The organism is bacterium (assembly GCA_027622355.1).
Lineage (GTDB): Bacteria > UBA8248 > UBA8248 > UBA8248 > UBA8248 > JAQBZT01.
In genome coordinates this window covers 1-3,659 of the sequence record JAQBZT010000280.1, presented here as the reverse complement: position 1 = coordinate 3,659, position 3,659 = coordinate 1, and the positions used below count along the sequence as shown (strand labels likewise).

Annotated in this window: 5 protein-coding genes; all 5 read left to right on the top strand. The window is 63.6% G+C overall.

The annotated features are described in order from the left end of the window. Positions 1–332: hypothetical protein (locus O2807_13405; protein ID MDA1001498.1), on the top strand; the 332-nt coding region annotated here is incomplete at its 5' end. Further along, positions 329–517 (top strand): fdrA domain protein, encoded by a 189-nt coding sequence (locus O2807_13400; protein ID MDA1001497.1) that lies wholly within the window; start codon positions 329–331, stop codon positions 515–517. The genes O2807_13405 and O2807_13400, both read left to right, overlap by 4 nt. 10 nt (positions 518–527) lie before the next feature. Further along, positions 528–1,868, top strand: coding sequence for an amidase (locus O2807_13395; protein ID MDA1001496.1), 1,341 nt, complete (start codon positions 528–530; stop codon positions 1,866–1,868). 276 nt (positions 1,869–2,144) lie between these two features. Beyond that, positions 2,145–3,134, top strand: a complete 990-nt coding sequence (locus O2807_13390; protein MDA1001495.1) for a TAXI family TRAP transporter solute-binding subunit — start codon at positions 2,145–2,147, stop codon at positions 3,132–3,134. 110 nt (positions 3,135–3,244) lie between these two features. Beyond that, positions 3,245–3,659, top strand: a 415-nt coding sequence (locus O2807_13385) for a hypothetical protein (protein MDA1001494.1), incomplete at its 3' end; no start/stop codon positions are given.

Genomic DNA, 3,659 nt, shown 5'->3' with positions numbered 1-3,659 from the left:
CGGAGCGGATCCTGGCGGCGGGCGAATCCGGCCAGGCCGGAGTTCTCCTGCTGGATCTGGTTTTGGGGAAAGGCGCGCACGCAGACCCCGCGGCGCCGCTGGCGGATGCGGTGCGCCGGGCCCGCGCGGCGGCGGAGAAAAGGGGGCGCCCGCTGGCGGCGGTGGCCTCCGTCGTCGGCACCGCGGATGATCCGCAAGGTTTCGGCGGGCAGGTGGCCGCGCTGGAGGATGCCGGAATCGTGGTTTTCCCCTCGAACGCGCAGGCGGTCCGCTTTGCGGCCCTGCTGGTGGCGCCCGAAACCGCCGCCGTGTTGCTGGAGGAGGGAAGTTGAGTCTCGATCGGTTTTTCGGGCAGCCCCTGCAGGTGGTGAATATCGGCCTTGAGATGTTCGCCGAAGAGCTGCGGGCGGACGGCGTGCCGGTGGTCCAGGTGGACTGGCGGCCCCCCGCGGGCGGAAATCCCCGGGTGGCGGAGCTCCTGCGCCGCCTCGATGCGATCGAGAGGGAAAAGCCGTGAGGTGGATGGAATGAGCGATATCTGGCGTATCACCCTGGCCGAGGGCCTGCGGCGCATCCGGGCGGGCAGCCTGACGCCGGCGGAATGGGTGCGGGCGCTTTTGGGGCGCGTGGATGCCCTGGAGGGGCAGGTCCGGGCCTGGGCCCACCTCGATCGGGAAGATGCGATCCGCCAGGCAGAGGAATGCGAAGGAAAGGGCGGCGCCATCTGTGGCGCGCCTGTCGGGATTAAGGACATTGTGGACGTGGCCGGAATGCCGCGCGCGGCGGGTGTTTCCTTTCTGGCGGGCCACATGCCGGAGGCGGACGCCTCCCTGGCGGCCCGGATGCGGGAGGCGGGCGCGGTGATCCTCGGGAAGACCGTGACGACTGCCTTCGCCACGGCGGATCCTCCGCCGACGCGGAACCCCTGGAACCTGGCGCACACCCCGGGTGGATCGAGCAGCGGCTCGGCCGCGGGCGTTGCGTGCGGGATGATGCCGGCAGCGATCGGGAGCCAGACGGGGGGCTCGACCCTCCGGCCGGCCTCTTTTTGCGGGGTGGTGGGGCTGAAGCCGACCTACGGGAGGATTCCCCGGACCGGGGTGGTTCCGGTGTCCTGGTCGCTGGACCACATGGGAATCCTCTCGCGCACGGCGGAGGATGCCGCCATCTTGCTTCAGGTGATCGCGGGGGCGGATGGACGCGATTCGGGCGCGCCAGATGTGCCCGTCCCGGATTATGCGGCGCTGTCCGCACCGTGCCGACCAGCCCGGGTGGGTTTTTTCCGGGAAGAGACCCTGCCGCGGGCGGCGCCAGAGGTGGCGGACGCCATCTCGCGGGCGGCCGATCGGCTTACCGGGGCGGGCGCCGAGGTCGCTGAGGTTCGCTTCCCGATGGATATCGATCTTCTGCACAGTGCCCACCGCGTCATCATGCAGGCGGAGGCCGCCGCCTATCATGCGGACATGTTCCGGAAGCACCGGGATGAATACCCGCCGCTCGTCCGCGAGTTCGTTTCGATGGGCGCGATGGTGCCGGCGGTGCATTATCTGCGGGCCCAGCGCCTCCGGGCCCGTTTCACACGTGAACTGAGGGAGCAGGCCCGGGATTTCGATCTGCTCCTCCTTCCCGCGGCCACGGAGCGGGCGCCCGCGGCCGAGGCTTCCACCGGAAATCCCCTTTTGAATGAGCCCCTTACGTTCGCCGGTTTTCCGGCCGTCAGCCTTCCCCTCGAGCGGGGGGAGGGGAATCTTCCCATTGGCATCCAGCTGGGGGCCGGGCCCTTCGATGAGGTTTCCCTTTTGGCCGCCGCAAGATGGTGCGAGGCCGAGCTGGGGTGGAAATCAGAAATTTCAGAGGAAAAACTCTGAATTGAATGCGTCAGACTCTGTGATTCGTGTTGAATTCAGGGCAATTTTCTCATTTTCCTTTCCTTGACCTCTTCATCCGACTCCGATAACATTTTTGTACATCGTTTCCATAATCAGCCGCCTGAAAGCGCAAATAGTGCAGGCAGGAGTGCCCCACTGGGGATTTTCCAGCGGCGAAAGTTTTTTTTCGCCCTGTCCAACATAAAAGAGCAGCGGTGTTCAAATTGCGGGGATTCTTTTCTCCCGCTCAGTTGTTTCATATAACGAGGAGGTAAAATGATGTTCGGAATTCGGAGGATGACGGTTTCCCTGGCAGCGATCCTGGTTGCTTTCGCCATGATCGTTTCGGGAGCCGAAGCAGCTCGCGTGAAAACCTCGGTTGCCAGCGCGGGACCCGGCGCGGCGGCCTTCGTCATTTGGGGCGGTCTTGCAGCACTGATCTCCCAGGAGTCCAAAACGGTTGAAATGAACAACGTGACGACGCAGGGCGCTGTGGCCGACATCCGGCTCGTCGAAGCGAAGAAGGCGGATTTCGGCCTCGGCGTCGCCACCCTTCTTCAGCTGGCCTTCAAGGGCAAGAAGATGTTCAAGAAGAAGTACACGAACATCCGGGGCATGGGCCCCGGCACGGTGTCCTTCTTCCATATCGCGACCTCCAAGCGCGCGGGCTACAAGAGCGTAGCTGAACTTGACGGCAAGCGCGTGAGCTTCGCGCAGAAGGGCAGCAGCACGCACTTCATGACGCGGACCATGGTGGCGCTCGCCAAGATCAAGGTCCGCGAAGAGAATCTGAACTGGAACGTGGCCGCCGATGCCATCAAGGACAACCGGCTCGACGCCTTCACGATTCCGAACCCGATTCCCTCTCCCTCGATTCTCAAGCTCGCCACCTCGCTTCCCATTACGCTCCTCCCGCTGGACGGGGCGGTTCGCGATGAGATGCTGAAGCAGAACAGCGCCTACTTCCCGGTCACCATCCCGGCCAACTCCTACGATGGACAGGACAAGGACGTGCCGACCCTCGGCTACACGGCCTGGACGATCGTCGGAGCCCAGGTGCCGAACGATGTGGTCTACGAAGTGACCCGCCTGAATTTCTCGGAGAAGGGCAAGAAGTTCCTTCTGCGGGTTCACAAGGGGTGGCAGTCCGGCTTTTCCGTCGCCCCGGCGCTGGACCAGATGGCGGCGATCAAGATGAAGATCCATCCGGGCGCCGCCCGCTACTGGAAGGAAAAGGGCCACAAGATTCCGGCCAGCATCGAATAGGGTCACATGGCCCGCGCCAGGCCTGGGGAGCGGTTTGCCCCCGGGCCCGGCGCGGACTGACCCAGTCGCCCTGATTTTCAAAAGAACATTTTCAAATGGGAGATGAGAACTTGGGCCAGTCGACGTTTCTGGAGAAATTGGGTGACATGCTGGGTGCGGGCCTTTCCACGCCCCGGCGGTTGAACGGCGGCTGGCTCTGGTTGCTCCGGGTGTTGGGTTTCGTGTTCGCCGTTTATTTTCTTTTCGGGGCGGTGAACGGAAGCTTTACGGTAATCGGCCCCCGGTCCTGGGGTCTTTTGCAGATTGATTTTCCCTATCTCCCGTACTACGGCGAGCAGTTCATGCTCCCGCTCTTCATCTTCTTCACATCGGTCTTGACGTTTTTGCTGTATCCCGCGCGGGCGTCCTCTCCGCAGGATCACCCGTCAATCGTGGACATCATTTTTTGTCTGATATCGCTCGCCATCGTTATCGAGTTCATATGGCAGTACGACCCCCGGGGGGACCGCGCGGGCCTCGTCGAAT

Excerpts from the sequence above, each read along its gene's own strand:
- O2807_13395 (MDA1001496.1), top strand. The coding sequence starts at position 528 with ATGAGCGATATCTGGCGTATCACCCTGGCCGAGGGCCTGCGGCGCATC.
- O2807_13390 (MDA1001495.1), top strand. The coding sequence starts at position 2,145 with ATGATGTTCGGAATTCGGAGGATGACGGTTTCCCTGGCAGCGATCCTG.